General features: G+C 61.2%; 13 protein-coding genes. 10 read left to right on the top strand and 3 right to left on the bottom strand.

Translation table 11 applies throughout. From position 1 onward, the window contains the following. Positions 1–107 precede the first annotated feature (107 nt). From recA to FHT82_RS22670, 3 genes are all read left to right on the top strand, one after another. Complete coding sequence (gene recA / locus FHT82_RS22660; RefSeq protein ID WP_112547765.1) at positions 108–1,196, top strand: recombinase RecA; 1,089 nt, start codon at positions 108–110, stop codon at positions 1,194–1,196. A gap of 156 nt (positions 1,197–1,352) precedes the next feature. Next, complete coding sequence (gene alaS / locus FHT82_RS22665) at positions 1,353–4,007, top strand: alanine--tRNA ligase (RefSeq protein WP_183734918.1); 2,655 nt, start codon at positions 1,353–1,355, stop codon at positions 4,005–4,007. 179 nt (positions 4,008–4,186) lie between these two features. Beyond that, positions 4,187–5,038: an AraC family transcriptional regulator gene (locus FHT82_RS22670; RefSeq protein WP_183734919.1), complete on the top strand. Its 852-nt coding sequence runs from the start codon at positions 4,187–4,189 to the stop codon at positions 5,036–5,038. A 9-nt stretch (positions 5,039–5,047) separates the two neighbouring features. Here the strand turns inward: FHT82_RS22670 and FHT82_RS22675 are convergent, their stop codons facing one another. Together FHT82_RS22675 and FHT82_RS22680 are read right to left on the bottom strand one after the other, a co-directional pair. Beyond that, positions 5,048–5,677, bottom strand: a complete 630-nt coding sequence (locus FHT82_RS22675; RefSeq protein WP_183734920.1) for a glutathione S-transferase family protein — start codon at positions 5,675–5,677, stop codon at positions 5,048–5,050. Between the two features lie 447 nt (positions 5,678–6,124). Beyond that, positions 6,125–7,336 carry an NADP-dependent isocitrate dehydrogenase gene (locus FHT82_RS22680; protein WP_183734921.1) on the bottom strand — a complete coding sequence of 404 codons (1,212 nt, stop codon included), beginning with the start codon at positions 7,334–7,336 and terminating at the stop codon, positions 6,125–6,127. A gap of 192 nt (positions 7,337–7,528) precedes the next feature. On the opposite strand from FHT82_RS22680, the gene FHT82_RS22685 reads away from it, so the two are divergent. The 5 genes from FHT82_RS22685 to FHT82_RS22705 all read left to right on the top strand — a co-directional run bounded on the left by FHT82_RS22685 (position 7,529) and on the right by FHT82_RS22705 (position 13,491). After that, positions 7,529–8,071, top strand: a complete 543-nt coding sequence (locus FHT82_RS22685) for a hypothetical protein (protein ID WP_183734922.1) — start codon at positions 7,529–7,531, stop codon at positions 8,069–8,071. A gap of 107 nt (positions 8,072–8,178) precedes the next feature. Beyond that, positions 8,179–10,215, top strand: a complete 2,037-nt coding sequence (locus FHT82_RS22690) for an FUSC family protein (protein ID WP_183734923.1) — start codon at positions 8,179–8,181, stop codon at positions 10,213–10,215. Positions 10,216–10,233: 18 nt separating this feature from the next. Next, on the top strand, positions 10,234–11,064 hold the full coding sequence (locus FHT82_RS22695; RefSeq protein WP_183734924.1) for an RNA methyltransferase: 831 nt from the start codon (positions 10,234–10,236) through the stop codon (positions 11,062–11,064). After that, positions 11,045–11,845, top strand: a complete 801-nt coding sequence (gene murI, locus FHT82_RS22700; protein WP_183734925.1) for a glutamate racemase — start codon at positions 11,045–11,047, stop codon at positions 11,843–11,845. Before FHT82_RS22695 ends, murI begins: the two co-directional genes overlap by 20 nt. A gap of 131 nt (positions 11,846–11,976) precedes the next feature. Next, the gene (locus FHT82_RS22705; protein ID WP_183734926.1) at positions 11,977–13,491 is read left to right on the top strand and encodes an ATP-binding protein; all 1,515 of its coding nucleotides are present in this window, start codon (positions 11,977–11,979) and stop codon (positions 13,489–13,491) included. Between the two features lie 5 nt (positions 13,492–13,496). On the opposite strand, the gene FHT82_RS22710 is transcribed toward FHT82_RS22705, so the two are convergent. Next, the gene (locus tag FHT82_RS22710) at positions 13,497–13,832 is read right to left on the bottom strand and encodes a cupin domain-containing protein (protein WP_183734927.1); all 336 of its coding nucleotides are present in this window, start codon (positions 13,830–13,832) and stop codon (positions 13,497–13,499) included. A gap of 103 nt (positions 13,833–13,935) precedes the next feature. Between FHT82_RS22710 and FHT82_RS22715 the strand changes: the two genes are divergently transcribed. Further along, on the top strand, positions 13,936–14,466 hold the full coding sequence (locus FHT82_RS22715) for a MarR family transcriptional regulator (RefSeq protein WP_183734928.1): 531 nt from the start codon (positions 13,936–13,938) through the stop codon (positions 14,464–14,466). 197 nt (positions 14,467–14,663) lie between these two features. Continuing rightward, positions 14,664–15,281, top strand: a complete 618-nt coding sequence (gene rpsD, locus FHT82_RS22720) for a 30S ribosomal protein S4 (protein WP_183734929.1) — start codon at positions 14,664–14,666, stop codon at positions 15,279–15,281. Positions 15,282–15,324 lie beyond the last annotated feature (43 nt).

Genomic DNA, 15,324 nt, shown 5'->3' on the forward strand with positions numbered 1-15,324 from the left:
CTTTCAATTATTTGCAACCCCATTGCGAAATAAGAACAAATAGGGTACAAACTTCCCATCAGCGGCGACATTGCTTGAGCAGCGTCAATAACCTAAAGGTGGATCGAATGTCTCAGAATTCATTGCGGCTCGTAGAGGACAAATCGGTGGACAAAAGCAAGGCGCTCGAAGCGGCACTCTCACAGATCGAGCGGTCGTTCGGCAAGGGCTCGATCATGAAACTCGGCTCGAACGAGAACATCGTCGAGATCGAAACGGTTTCCACGGGTTCTCTCAGCCTCGATATCGCTCTCGGCATTGGCGGTCTGCCGAAGGGTCGTATCATCGAGATCTATGGTCCCGAAAGCTCCGGCAAGACGACACTCGCTCTGCAGACCATTGCCGAAGCCCAGAAGAAGGGCGGTATCTGCGCCTTCGTTGACGCCGAACACGCTCTCGATCCGGTCTATGCCCGCAAGCTCGGCGTCGACCTGCAGAACCTTTTGATCTCCCAGCCCGACACCGGCGAACAGGCGCTTGAAATCACCGATACGCTGGTGCGCTCCGGCGCCATCGACGTCCTCGTCGTCGACTCGGTTGCAGCGCTGACGCCGCGCGCCGAAATCGAAGGTGAAATGGGCGACAACCTGCCGGGCATGCAGGCCCGTCTGATGAGCCAGGCGCTTCGCAAGCTGACGGCTTCGATCTCCAAGTCGAATACGATGGTGATCTTCATCAACCAGATCCGCATGAAGATCGGCGTCATGTTCGGTTCGCCGGAAACGACGACGGGCGGTAACGCGCTCAAGTTCTATGCTTCCGTCCGCCTCGACATCCGCCGCATCGGCCAGGTCAAGGAACGCGAAGAGGTGATCGGCAACCAGACGCGCGTCAAGGTCGTCAAGAACAAGATGGCACCTCCCTTCAAGCAGGTCGAATTCGACATTATGTATGGCGAAGGCGTCTCCAAGACCGGCGAACTCATCGACCTCGGCGTCAAGGCCGGTATCGTCGAGAAATCCGGCGCCTGGTTCTCCTATAACAGCCAGCGCCTGGGCCAGGGCCGCGAGAACGCCAAGATCTTCCTGCGCGACAATCCGGATCTCGCCCGCGAGATCGAAACCGCGCTGCGCCAGAATGCCGGTCTGATCGCCGATCGCTTCCTGCAGAACGGCGGCCCTGACGCCGGTGACGATGCGGGTGATGGCGATATGTAATTTTCGCCTCTACCGTTGAAGCAGATTTCCTGCCGGCCGCATTCCCCAACGAGAATGCGGCCGGTTTTGTTTGTTTGCTGGACAGTGGCTAGGTCGAACGATAAAAGCCGATGGATTTAATTTTACCTGCCTGCAGGCAGCATCGAAGGGCATGAAATGAGCGGTGTAAACGATATCCGGTCGACCTTCCTCGACTACTTCAAGAAGAACGGCCACGAGATCGTTCCATCGAGCCCGCTCGTGCCGCGCAATGATCCGACGCTGATGTTCACCAATGCCGGCATGGTGCAGTTCAAGAACGTCTTCACCGGCCTCGAAAAGCGTCCCTATTCGACCGCAACCACCTCGCAGAAATGCGTGCGCGCCGGCGGCAAGCACAACGACCTCGACAATGTCGGCTATACTGCGCGTCACCTGACCTTCTTCGAAATGCTCGGCAACTTCTCCTTCGGCGACTATTTCAAGGAGAATGCGATCGAGCTTGCCTGGAAACTCGTCACCGAAGGTTTCGACCTGCCGAAGAGCCGGCTGCTGGTCACGGTCTATTCCGAAGACGAGGAAGCAGCGTCGCTCTGGAAGAAGATCGCCGGTTTCTCGGACGACAAGATCATCCGCATCCCGACCTCTGACAATTTCTGGCAGATGGGCGATACCGGTCCTTGCGGCCCGTGCTCGGAAATCTTCATCGACCAGGGTGAGAATGTCTGGGGCGGCCCTCCCGGTTCGCCGGAAGAAGATGGCGACCGGTTCCTGGAATTCTGGAACCTCGTCTTCATGCAGTTCGAGCAGACCGAACCCGGCGTGCGCAACCCGCTGCCGCGCCCGTCGATCGATACCGGCATGGGTCTGGAGCGCATGGCCGCCGTTCTGCAGGGCGTCCAGAGCGTCTTCGACACGGACCTGTTCCGCACGCTGATCGGCGCCATCGAAGACACGATGGGCGTCAAGGCCGAGGGTTCCGCAAGCCACCGCGTCATCGCCGACCACCTTCGCTCGTCTGCCTTCCTGATCGCCGATGGCGTACTGCCGTCCAATGAAGGCCGCGGCTACGTGCTGCGCCGTATCATGCGCCGCGCCATGCGCCACGCCCAGCTTCTCGGCGCCAAGGAACCGCTGATGTACAAGCTGCTGCCGACGCTGGTGCAGCAGATGGGCCGCGCCTATCCGGAACTCGTGCGCGCCGAGGCGCTGATCTCCGAGACGCTGAAGCTCGAGGAAAACCGCTTCCGCAAGACGCTGGAGCGCGGCCTGTCGCTGCTGTCGGATGCGACGACGGACCTCGGCAAGGGCGACATGCTGGACGGCGAGACCGCCTTCAAGCTCTACGACACCTACGGCTTCCCGCTCGATCTGACGCAGGATGCGCTGCGCGCCCGCGAGATCGGCGTCGATATTTCCGGCTTCACCGATGCGATGCAGCGCCAAAAGGCTGAAGCCCGCTCGCACTGGGCCGGCTCCGGCGAGAAGGCAACCGAAACCGTCTGGTTCGAGCTCAAGGAAAAGCACGGCGCGACCGAATTCCTGGGTTACGACACGGAAACGGCCGAAGGCGTGGTGCAGGCAATCGTCAAGGATGGCAAGGTTTCGACTGGGGCCAAGGCCGGCGACAAGGTGCAGGTCGTCGTCAACCAGACGCCGTTCTACGGTGAGTCCGGCGGCCAGATGGGCGATACCGGCGTGATCTCGTCCGACCACGGCAAGATCGAGATTTCGGATACGCAGAAGAGGGGCGAGGGCCTGTTCGTGCATCTGGGTACTGTCATCGAAGGCACGTTCAAGGACGGCGATGCGGTCGTGCTGACGGTCGATCATGCCCGCCGTTCGCGCCTGCGCGCCAACCACTCGGCAACCCATCTGCTGCATGAGGCGCTGCGCGAAGTGCTCGGCACACATGTCGCCCAGAAGGGTTCTTTGGTCGCGCCCGAGCGCCTGCGCTTCGACGTGTCGCATCCGAAGCCGATGACGGCAGAAGAACTCAAGGTCGTCGAAGAGATGGCAAACGAGATCGTGCTGCAGAACGCGCCGGTCACGACCCGCCTGATGAGCGTCGACGACGCGATCGAGGAAGGCGCAATGGCGCTCTTCGGCGAAAAGTACGGTGACGAAGTGCGCGTCGTCTCGATGGGCACGGGTCTGCATGGCGCGAAGGCCAACAGGCCCTATTCGGTCGAGCTCTGTGGCGGCACGCATGTGTCGGCGACCGGCCAGATCGGCCTCGTGCGCATCCTCGGCGAAAGCGCCGTCGGTGCCGGCGTTCGCCGTATCGAAGCGGTAACCGGTGAATCGGCACGCGAATATCTCGCCGAACAGGATGATCGCGTGAAGACGCTCGCGGCCTCGCTGAAGGTGCAGCCATCGGAAGTGCTTGGCCGTGTCGAGGCGCTGATGGACGAGCGCCGCAAACTCGAAAAGGAATTGGCGGATGCCAAGCGCAAGCTCGCCATGAGCGGCGGGCAGGGCGGTTCTGCCGATGCCGTGCGCGAGGTCGCCGGCGTCAAGTTCCTCGGCAAGGCCGTGACCGGCGTCGACCCGAAGGATCTCAAAGGTCTCGCCGATGACGGCAAGTCCAGCATCGGCTCCGGCATCGTGACGCTGATCGGCGTTTCCGAGGATGGCAAGGCAAGTGCTGTCGTTGCCGTCACGCCCGATCTCGTGGATCGTTTCAGCGCCGTCGATCTGGTGCGCGTTGCCTCCGCAGCGCTCGGCGGCAAGGGCGGCGGCGGTCGTCCTGACATGGCGCAGGCGGGCGGTCCTGACGGAGCCAAGGCCGACCAGGCGCTCGAGGCTGTTGCAGCGGCACTCGCAGGCTGAGCTTCCGGCATAGGTTGATTGCAAGGCGGGACCTGTTCCCGCCTTTTGTTTTTGGGCGAACGCCGCTTTTTGCTCGATGATGGCGAAAGAGCAGGCCTCTTGCGTTTCGTGGCAAGTCAGCAGGATTTGTCAAATCGGGCTATGCTTTGGTGGGCCGATCGATTTGCAAAGGGTTTGACATGGTGGGTGAAACGGCATGGGCGCTTTATGAAACCCGTCTGAGACGGGTTTCGGCCTATATCCACGATCATCTGGACGAGGATCTGGATATGGAGCGGCTGGCCGAGATCGCCTGCCTGTCGAGCTATCACTGGCACCGGATCTATCGGGCGATTTACGGCGAGACGCTGGCGGCAACCGTCAAGCGGCTGCGGCTGCATCGCGCGGCGGGCGATATCGTCCGCACGGATCTTGATGTCGGCGAGATTGCGAAGCGATCAGGCTATCCCAATCTCCAATCCTTCAACCGCATTTTCAAATCGGTCTATGGCATGCCGCCGGCACGCTACCGGAAAGAGGGAAGCCACACGCAGTTCGAACCCTCAACCTCCGGAAAGGCGACAGCCATGTTTGATGTCACCCTGAAAACCATCCCGCCGCTCGAATTGGTCGGCGTTCCCCATACCGGCTCCTATATGGAGATCGGCAAGGCCTTCGAGACGCTGTTCGGCACGCTCTATGCCCGCGGGCTCGCAAAACCCGAGATGCGGATGATCGGCGTCTATCTCGATGATCCCGATCTCGTGCAGCCCGAAAATCTGCGCTCTGTCGCCTGTGTCGCGGCTGGCGAAGAGACGCCCGCCAACGCACCGCTGGAGCGGCGCATGGTGGAGGGCGGCGACTATGCCGTGCTGCACCACAAGGGGCCTTACGCCGATATGTACAAGGCCTATCAGTGGCTCTACGCCCAGTGGCTGCCTGCCTCCGGCCGGCAGATCCGGGATCGCGTCATGTTCGAGGAATATCTCAACAATCCGCGCGAAGTCGCGCCGACCGAATTGCGGACGGATATCTGCATGCCGCTGGCATAAACGAAACGCTCAGGCAGCCTGCATGGCCTTTGCCGCCTCATCATCGAGCGCGGTTGCCCGCTTATAGGCATCGCGTTCGGCAAGGCGGCCGAAATAATCGACAAAGGCCTGGCGCTTTTCGATACTTCCGAAGGCGAGACCCCAGCCGACATGCGAGCCGACGTAGACGTCGGCAGCCGTGAAACGTTTGCCGGCGATATAGGGAGAGGCGGCCAAAATAGCCTTTTCCAGCGTGCCCATGACATCGCCGAAAGAGCCGCAGCCTGCCATGCGGAGTCGCTCCTGCGGGATTTCGAAGCCGAGCGCCTTCAGCGTGACGGACGCTTCCAGCGGCCCGGCGGCGAAAAACATCCAGCGGTAATAATCGGCGCGTTCATCGGGCTGCGGGCCGAGCCTTGCCTGCGGAAAAGTGTCCGCAAGATACGCACAGATCGCCGCGCATTCCGTCACGATCGTCTTCCCATGACGGATCGCCGGCACCTTGCCCATCGGGTTGACGGACAGATAGCCCGGCTCCTTCATCGTTCCGCCGAAGGTCAGGATTTCGGTATGATATGGGACGCCGGTTTCTTCCAGCATCCACCGTGCTATCCGGCCGCGCGACATCGGGTTGGTGTAGAAGGTGATTTCGTCGGTCATCGTGCTCTCCTCTCTCCCATGCTCTTTTCGTAGCACTGGCACGGGAGATTTCAACCTTTGGCGCCGGCGGCGCCTTCACGGCTGCGCGGGGAATGATTTCGGTCGAGGGGAGCGCGTCTGCAGTCGCGGCCGGACCGGCAGGCGAGCGAAAACGCTGATTATAGTGCTGGGTCTGGGTCTCGAGTAACGCGAGATCGAGATAGAAGACAATCATATCCTGACCCTCGCGACGCGCGAGCAGCCTTACAAGTTGCAGGAATTCGGGGACAAAACTCTTCTTGGCCATCAGAACCTCCATGCCTAGGCGAGTTTCTGAATAGGCCTTGCAACTTACGCGAGGCTTACTTTTTAAAGTAATTGCTAATTTAGGAGCAGAAGCCAATTTCGCCGGATAACAAAAAACCCGGCGCGAAGGCCGGGTTTTCCGATTGTCTATCCGAGCAGGGCTCAGGCCATTGCGGCCTGTAGGTTCTGGTCGATCTTGTCGAGGAAAGCCGTCGTGGAGAGCCACGGCTGATCCGGGCCGATGAGCAGCGCCAGGTCCTTGGTCATGAATCCGGATTCGACGGTATCGACGCAGACCTTTTCCAGTGTGGAAGCAAAGCGGGCGAGCTCGGCATTGTCGTCGAGCTTGGCGCGGTGCGCGAGGCCACGGGTCCAGGCGAAGATGGAAGCGATCGAGTTCGTCGAGGTTTCCTGGCCCTTCTGGTGCTGGCGATAGTGGCGGGTGACCGTGCCGTGAGCGGCTTCGGCTTCAACCGTCTTGCCATCGGGCGTCAGGAGAACCGAGGTCATCAGGCCGAGCGAGCCGAAGCCCTGGGCAACCGTGTCGGACTGGACGTCGCCGTCATAGTTCTTGCAGGCCCAGACATAGCCGCCGGACCACTTGAGAGCGGAGGCGACCATGTCGTCGATCAGGCGGTGTTCGTAGGTGATGCCGGCTTCCTTGAACTGATCCTTGAATTCGGTCTCGTAGACTTCTTCGAAGATATCCTTGAAGCGGCCGTCATAAGCCTTGAGGATGGTGTTCTTGGTCGACAGGTAGACCGGCCACTTGCGCATCAGGCCGTACATCATCGAGGCGCGGGCGAATTCGCGGATCGATTCATCGAGGTTGTACATGGCCATGGCAACGCCGGCGCCCGGTGCGTTGAAGACTTCCTTCTCGATGACCGTGCCATCTTCACCGACGAACTTGATCGTCAGCTTGCCCTTGCCGGGGAACTTGAAGTCGGTTGCGCGGTACTGGTCACCGAAAGCGTGGCGGCCGACGACGATCGGCTGCGTCCAGCCGGGAACGAGGCGGGGAACGTTACGGCAGATGATCGGCTCGCGGAAGATGACGCCGCCGAGGATGTTGCGGATCGTGCCGTTCGGGCTCTTCCACATTTCCTTGAGGTTGAATTCCTTCACGCGGGCTTCGTCCGGCGTGATCGTCGCGCACTTGATGCCGACACCGTACTTCTTGATGGCGTTGGCGGCATCGACCGTTACCTGGTCGTTGGTGGCGTCGCGGTTTTCGACCGAGAGGTCGTAATAGTCGATGTCGAGGTCGAGATACGGATGGATCAGCTTATCCTTGATGAGCTGCCAAATGATGCGAGTCATTTCATCGCCGTCGAGATCGGCGACGGGATTGGCGACCTTGATCTTCTTCATGTATCTGCCTCGTAAGCTTAAGAAAGGGACAGCTGTCCCGGGTGGGTGATGTGGGTCCGGAGCGCTATAGCATTGTGAGCCGGGAACGCAAAGCCGAACGGGCAGGGACGTAGCGTTTTTGCCGCCATTGCCAAGTGCTGGAAAATGGCTAGTCTCGCCGGCATAAGCCCCCCGAGTCCCGGACATTTTGCCATGAAGAAGATCGCCGTTCTGCTTGCCGGCCTCGTTGCCGCCCTGTCTTTTGCACCCGGCCTTTCGATTGCGGCCGATGCCATTGCGCCGGTCAGGGAGATCATGAAGGACACACAGAAAAACTGGGCGGGCGAGAACAGCGACTGGATCGATATTTTCGAAGAAGGTACGCTCAGCCGGCTCTACAGCAAGGATTTCGGCGACAAATACAAGGCGGCAGCTCAAAACCCAGCAGCCGACGAGGATGGCATTTCGCCCTTCGATTATGATGTGATCGTCAACGGCCAGGATGCCTGCCCGCTGCAGGACCTCTCCATCGAAAGCGGCCAGCCGGCCAACGGCACGACCGAGGTGACGGCGAAGTTCAAGGCGGCGACCTGCATGGAAGGCACACCCAACAGAGATGCCTTCACGACCGTGCGTTTCGAGGTGATCGAGGAGAACGGCAAATCCGTCATCGACGATATCATGATCCAGGGCGAAGAGGGCCAGGGGCCGATCTCGCTCAAGGAAGCCATGGTGCAGATCGCCAACGGCGAGTGACGACTGGTGACACCGTATGCTGACACCGGGATGATTTGATTTTTACCGGGGCGGCGGTATCTCGCTCTCGGGTTTGCCGCATCCGGCGTGCGTGAGGACTGGCAAGGGTGATTTCCGGCTTTGAGTTCCGAGACTGGCTGCTTGCCAACGACCCGGCGCTGTCGCGCTTGCGCATGGGCACGCGGGTTACGCTGTCGATCCTGCTCTCATTCGCGATCCTGCTTTTGATCCACCTGCTCATCGTGCCGCTGCCGATCGCGTCCTATGGGCTCGGCATCGTGCTGTCGATCGAAGGCGGAGTCGCGGTGCGCGACAAGGGCTCGGCGAGCCAGCTCATCACCAGGCTGCTCGGCTGTCTTGCAAGCCTCGTCGTGGTCGGCATCGCGGCGGCGCTCGAGTCGCAACGCATTCTCTCGGATTTCATTTTCCTCGTGGTGATCTTCCTCGCTTCATCCGCGCGCGTCTACGGCCCGCGCGGCTTTGCGATCGGCATGTTCGCTTTCACTTCCTATTTCCTGGGCGCCTACTTCCACCCGACGATCGGGGAATTGCCTGTCGTCCTGATCGGCCCAGTTGTCTCGGCGCTCGTCAGCCATTGGGTGAGGGCGGTGCTTCTGCCCGACAATTGGCGGCGCGACCTGCTGCGTTCACTGGAGAGCGTGCGGGGCCGCATCAATCAGATCCTCTTCAAGCTTGCTGCCCTGGCAGCGGATGGAAAGGTCGATGCGGACGACCGGCAGGAGCTGCGCCAGCTGGAAGACCGGCTGAAGGAAGTGGTGCTGATGGCCGAGAGCTTCATTCCGCGCCCGCCGGGCGGCGTTTTCGATGGCGCTTCCGCTCCGGCCGCGGAACTGGCGATCCGGCTGTTCGATGCGCATCTGGCGACCGAAAGCGCCATCGTGCTGAGCTATCAGAGCGCGCCGTCCTTTGTGCTCGTCCATGCCGTCATCGAGGATGACAAGGCAGTGCTGTCTGCGCAGGAAAAGGCGGTCGCCGATATGGACGGTCAGCCGCAGGGCGAGACGGCGCGGGCGCTGCTCTGGCTCGGAGCGGCGCGCCGGCAGCTCGTCGAAACGATCGATACCGGGCGCAGGACGGATTTTGCCGAGATCGCCTCCGTCGAGGAAGTTACGACGCCCACGACAGTCGACTTCTCGCTGAAGAACCCGGTGATGCGTTCTGCCCTGCAGATCACGCTGGCGGCGGCGATTGCCATGACGCTCGGGCTGGCGCTGTCGCGCGAGCGCTGGTTCTGGGCGGTGCTCGCTTCCTTCCTCGTCTTCAGCAATACCAATTCGCGCGGCGACACGGCCATCAAGGCGCTGCAGCGCTCGATCGGTACGCTGTTCGGCATCGCCTTCGGCCTGGTGCTGGCCTCATTGCTTTCCCACCAGATGGGTATTGCCATTGCCGTTTCGATCGTCTGCGTCTTCCTCGCCTTCTACTTCCTGCAGATTTCCTATGCGACGATGACCTTCTTCATCTCGATCGTGCTCTGCCTGGTCTATGGCATGATGGGTGTCCTGACCTTCGATCTTCTGAAGCTGCGACTGGAGGAAACGCTGATCGGCGCGGTCGCTGGAACGCTGGTGGCCTTCCTCGTCCTGCCGGCACGCACGCGCGGGACACTCGATACGGCGCTCACCAAATGGTTCGAGACCCTGAAGGAGCTGCTGTCGGCGGTATCGGACAAAAAGAGCCAGCCGGAACTGATCGTCATCTCGCAGAAGGTCGATGCCTGCTACCGCGACATTACGCTTGCCGCACGCCCGCTCGGCTCCACATGGTCCATTGTCACCAGGCCGGGACAGATCCGCCAGACGCTGGCAATCTTCCTGTCGGTCACCTACTGGTCGCGTGTTCTGGCACGAAACCACCATGCCGATGCCGTCGATGACGATCTGAAACGCAGGATCGCCGCCGATATCGGCATGCTGGATTCGGCGGCACCCCGCGGCTCGGACTGTTTCCTGATCACCCGAAAGCAGATTCGACCGACCGGCCGGCACCTGCCGCTCTGGCGCGAGGGCGCCCGGCTGGCCGTGGAGATGATCGGCTCCACGCTGGCGCGGCTCTACCCGACGGAGACGCAGGACTTGCCGTTTGCGGCCGGCAAAGCTATTGCGCCCGTAAATCAGGAATAGGAAGCACAAGTAAGCACCATGGCGGGCACCAACAGCGAGCGTCAACTTCTGGCCGAAGGGCCTGTCATCATTCTGGTCGAGCCGCAGATGGGCGAGAATATCGGCATGGTGGCGCGCGCCATGGCGAATTTCGGCCTTGCCGATCTGCGCCTCGTCAATCCGCGTGACGGCTGGCCGAATGAGAAGGCACAGGCGGCCGCCTCCAAGGCCGATCATGTGATCGAGGGTACGCAGGTCTTCGCCACGCTGGAAGAGGCGATTGCCGATCTCAATTTCGTCTATGCGACGACGGCGCGCAGCCGCGACAACTACAAGCCGGTGCGCTCGCCGGTCTTTGCCGCGCAAACGCTGCGCACCCGGTTTCGAGCAGGCGAGGCGACCGGCATCCTGTTCGGCCGCGAGCGTTGGGGTCTGACCAACGAGGAAGTGGCGCTTGCCGACGAGATCGTCACTTTCCCGGTCAATCCGGCTTTCGCCTCACTCAACATCGCCCAGGCCGTGCTGCTGATGTCCTATGAATGGATGAAATCGAGCATGGACGATCTGGAAGCCGTGCCATTCCAGGCGCTGGAACAGAGGCCCTCCACCAAGGAGCAGCTCTTCGGCCTGTTCGACCAGCTCGAAGAAGCACTCGATTCACGCAACTATTTTCATCCGCCCTCGAAAAAGCCGAAAATGGTCGACAACCTGCGCGCTGTTCTCTCCCGCCGGGCATTCACGGAGCAGGAAATAAGCGTGCTGCGCGGCGTCATCTCCTCCCTCGACCGCTTTTCGCGCAACAGCCCGCGCAAGGGCGGTTTCACCAGATCAGGCAAGGGTGCCCCGACCGATGACAGCGCCGACGAATGAGCTGAAACCCGTCCTCGTCTTCGATTCCGGCATAGGTGGGCTGACGGTGCTGCGCGAAGCGCGCGTGCTGATGCCTGAACGCGGCTTCATCTACATCGCCGACGATGCCGGCTTTCCCTATGGCGGCTGGGAAGAGCAAGCGTTGAAGGAGCGCATCATCGGCCTCTTTGCCAAGCTGCTCGAAGACTACGACCCGGAAGTCTGCGTAATCGCCTGCAACACGGCCTTCACGCTTGTGGGTGCGGATCTGCGCGCTGCCTTTCCGCAAATGACCTTCGTCGGCACTGTGCCGGCGATCAAGCCGGCAGCCGAACGCACGCGTTCCGGGCTCGTCTCGGTGCTCGCCACGCCCGGCACGGTCAAGCGCGCCTATACGCGCGATCTCATCCAGTCCTTCGCCCAGCAATGCCATGTGCGGCTGGTCGGCTCGGAAAACCTGGCGCGCATGGCAGAGGCTTATATCCGCGGCGACGCCGTTTCCGACGATGCTGTGCTGACCGAAATCGACCAGTGCTTCGTCGAGAAGGACGGACGCAAGACCGATATCGTGGTACTCGCCTGCACGCATTATCCGTTCATGGCCAATCTATTCCGCAGGCTCGCGCCCTGGCCGGTGGACTGGCTGGATCCGGCCGAAGCCATTGCTCGGCGCGCACGAACGCTGGTGCCGCAAGTGGCAGACGCCGTTCATCCCGACAATTTCGACTTTGCCATCTTCACGTCGGGCAATCCGGATTTCGCTACCCGGCGGTTGATGCAGGGTTTCGGGCTAAACGCCTGACAGAGGCGGCACAATCCCTGTGGGTTGCCTCAATCAGCCCCTGATATCGGCTGCATTCTTTGATAGACGGAAGCCCGCCATTTCTGGAAGGATGGCACGTCGCTGATTTGAGTCTCTCGAGAGGTTTCGCATTGCAGGTTGGTATCGATATGGGATTGGCGTCCGGCGCTCCGGCGACGCTCGATATCGAGGAGTTGCTGGCAACGCGTCTGCTCGTGCAGGGCAATTCCGGATCCGGCAAATCGCATCTGCTGCGCCGCCTGCTGGAGCAATCCGCTCAATGGGTGCAACAGGTCATCATCGATCCCGAAGGTGATTTCGTCACGCTGTCCGACCGGTTCGGCCATATTGTGGTCGACGGCGAACGGACCGAGGCCGAGCTTGCCGGCATTGCCAACCGCATTCGTCAGCACCGCGTTTCCTGCGTACTGACGCTGGAAGGGCTCGATATCGAGCAGCAGATGAGGGCCGCCGCCGCCTTCCTCAACGGCATGTTCGATGCCGACCGCGAATATTGGTATCCGGTTCTGGTCGTGGTCGACGAAGCGCAGATGTTTGCACCCTCGGTCGGCGGCGACGTGTCGGAAGATGCGCGCAAGGCCTCGCTGGGGGCCATGACCAACCTGATGTGCCGTGGGCGAAAGCGCGGGCTTGCCGGCGTCATCGCCACGCAGCGTCTGGCAAAGCTCGCCAAGAACGTCGCGGCTGAAGCCTCCAACTTCCTGATGGGCCGTACCTTCCTCGATATCGACATGGCGCGCGCTGCCGACCTGCTCGGTATGGACCGGCGCCAGGCGGAAATGTTCCGCGACCTGAAGCGCGGCAATTTCGTAGCCCTCGGCCCGGCATTGTCGCGTCGGCCGCTGCCGATCCAGATCGGCAATGTCGAGACCTCGGCGCGCTCGTCGAGCCCGAAGCTGATGCCGCTGCCGGATGCGCCCCAGGATGTGGAAGACCTGATCTTCACGCCCGATCCCGAGGAGTTTCAGCGGCCGATCGTGCGGCGTGCTCCACCGGCGCCGCGCCCGACCACCGATATTCTGGCCGAGCTTTCGCGCTCGACGCCGGCAGCAAGCCCGATGCAGGCTGCCGAGCCGCGGGCGGCGCAGCCGGAACTGTCAGCCGAAGAGCGCGAGGAGCGGCTTGCAGGCGTGCTCTCGGAAATCCTCGACGATCCGGGCTCCGGCTTCCGCACGGATGCGGTTCTCTATCAGGAGTTCCTGGTAAGATTGCGCATGCGCCGCGTTCCCGGACCGCCGATGTCCTTGCCGGACTTCCGGCGGCGCGTGGCGGTCTCCCGGTCGGGCGTCGATCCTGACATGGCGGCGGGCGAGGCCTGGGCGACGGCGCTTTCGCTTTCCAACGGTGTCACCGACGATCTGCAGGGCGTTTTCCTGATGATGGCGAAGGCCGCGATCGGTGGCGAGGCCTGCCCCTCCGACGCCCGCATCGCGCGTGCCTATGGCACGCATTCGGCTCGGCGCGCTCGCCGTCTGCTCGGCTATTTCGAAGAGCAGGGTCTTATCGTCGTCCACACGGACTTTACGGGCAAGCGGATCGTCGCCTTTCCGGACCTGCAGGCAGAAACCGCACCGGGTTCGGCCGATGCGCCCGACAGCGACGCCCTGAAGAGCGCTGCCGAATAGGCCTTTCAGACCCAACTCTGGATGATTTCCGGGCTGGCGTGGATGCAGGTGAGCTCCAGCCGTGTCGTTCCCACGTTCTTGAAGCAATGCGGCGTCTCGGCATTGACGATGACGATGTCACCGGGATTGGGCTCCAGCGTTTCCTCGCCGACGGTAAAGCGCGCCTTGCCGGAGCGGACGATCCACAATTCCGTATAGGGGTGAACATGCAGGTCCGGGCCTTGGCCGGGCTCGTTGTCGATCAGGAAGATGGAGACGGGTGCACCGAAGTCGCCGCCCTCGAAACGAATGGTTCGGTTGGCGAATTGCTGCTGGCTTTCACGGGGTATGACATGGAACATGATTTCCTCCTTGGATCACGCTGCAGACTTCGCTATGATTTTATCTTCACGAGAAGATATTCTGATGGATTTATCTTCTCGTCAAGATAGTTTGGGAGTCCCCATGGAAACGGAAGATCATGTCGACCGGCTGCGCGCGCTCTGGGCTCAGGAATTGCCTGATCTCGATACGACACCGATGAGCATTCTCGGGCGCATCTATCGGCTCTCCAATCTGGTGCGGCCCTCCATCGAGGCAACATTCGCCGAATTCGATCTCGACCGCGGCGAGTTCGATGTGATTGCGACGATCCGCAGGGCAGGGCCGCCCTACAGAATGACCCCGACGGAACTCTATAGCCTTCTGCTGATCTCCTCGGGCGGCTTGACGCACCGGCTCGACAGACTGGAGAAATCGGGGCTCATACGGCGGGAACGCTCGGCACAGGATAAACGCAGCTTCGAGGTGGCGCTGACGGACGAGGGCATCAAACGCGCCGAGGCGGCCTTCCGCGAAGACATGAAGCGGGAACTCGACCATCTCGACGCGCTCGATGAGGGCGAGCGTCGCGCGCTTGCCGGCCTCTTGCGCAAACTTGCTGGTTCGCTGGAGCGGGCAGGCGAGAAAGGCCTTGCGGCGGCAGATTCTGTTTGACAATCCTGTGACTTACCCCTAAAGACCGCCCCAGCACCGGGCAGCAATGTCCGGTGTTTCATTTGACATGTCCCGTGGATCTTGTCCGTTCGCGAATGGAAAGATCCTGTCGGGTCCTGGAAACGGGATCAAAGGAGGGCGTGTTTCCTTCGCGCGGTTTGGCAACAAACCGTCATAACACTTTGAAAGGAAATACGATGAGCAAGCGCGAATCGTCCAAGTACAAGATCGACCGCCGTATGGGCGAAAACATCTGGGGCCGTCCGAAGTCCCCGGTGAACCGCCGCGAATACGGTCCGGGCCAGCACGGCCAGCGCCGCAAGGGCAAGCTTTCCGACTTCGGTGTGCAGCTGCGCGCCAAGCAGAAGCTGAAGGGTTACTACGGTGACCTGCGCGAGAAGCAGTTCCGCGCCATCTTCGCTGAAGCTGACCGCCGCAAGGGCGACACTTCGGAAAACCTGATCGGTCTTCTGGAATCCCGTCTCGACGCGATCGTCTACCGCGCCAAGTTCGTTCCGACGGTCTTTGCTGCCCGTCAGTTCGTCAACCATGGCCACGTCACGGTTAACGGCGTCCGCGTCAACATCGGTTCTTACCGTTGCAAGGCCGGCGACGTCATCGAAGTTCGTGAAAAGTCCAAGCAGCTCGTTACGGTTCTGGAATCCGTTTCGCTCGCAGAGCGCGACGTTCCTGACTATGTCGAAGTCGACCACCACAAGATGGTTGCCACTTTCGCACGCGTTCCGACGCTGTCCGACGTTCCGTACCCGGTCGTCATGGAACCGCATCTGGTCGTCGAATTCTATTCGCGTTAATACGCGAGGCGTTTTCGCATACAGAAAAGCCGCCCTCCAAGGC

The organism is Rhizobium sp. BK275, from assembly GCF_014193555.1.
In the GTDB taxonomy this organism is placed as follows: domain Bacteria; phylum Pseudomonadota; class Alphaproteobacteria; order Rhizobiales; family Rhizobiaceae; genus Rhizobium.